Annotated in this window: 1 tRNA gene; it reads left to right on the top strand. The window is 52.8% G+C overall.

Annotated elements, in window-relative coordinates:
- The first annotated feature begins 134 nt into the window (after positions 1-134).
- Positions 135-211: transfer RNA gene (locus AC1Q80_RS30955), tRNA-Met, on the top strand.
- Positions 212-216: the final 5 nt, after the last annotated feature.

Here is a 216-nt window from a genome sequence, read left to right as displayed (position 1 = left end):
CTTTTGTTTTGCTAGACCAAGGTCATCAGTGCCTTCCTTACGCGAGACAAATCCTTCGGATTTGCTCGGCAGAGACCATAAATCCCTTCGGGATTTACGTTACCGCGATAAATCCCAAAGGGATTTACGCTTGGCGCGGGGTGGAGCAGCCCGGTAGCTCGTCAGGCTCATAACCTGAAGGCCGCAGGTTCAAATCCTGCCCCCGCAACCAAATCA

It is taken from the genome of Ensifer sp. GW823-FHT05D09, assembly GCF_058795755.1.
Note: the sequence above shows the minus strand (reverse complement) of the source record. Positions and strands in the feature narration are given on the sequence as shown.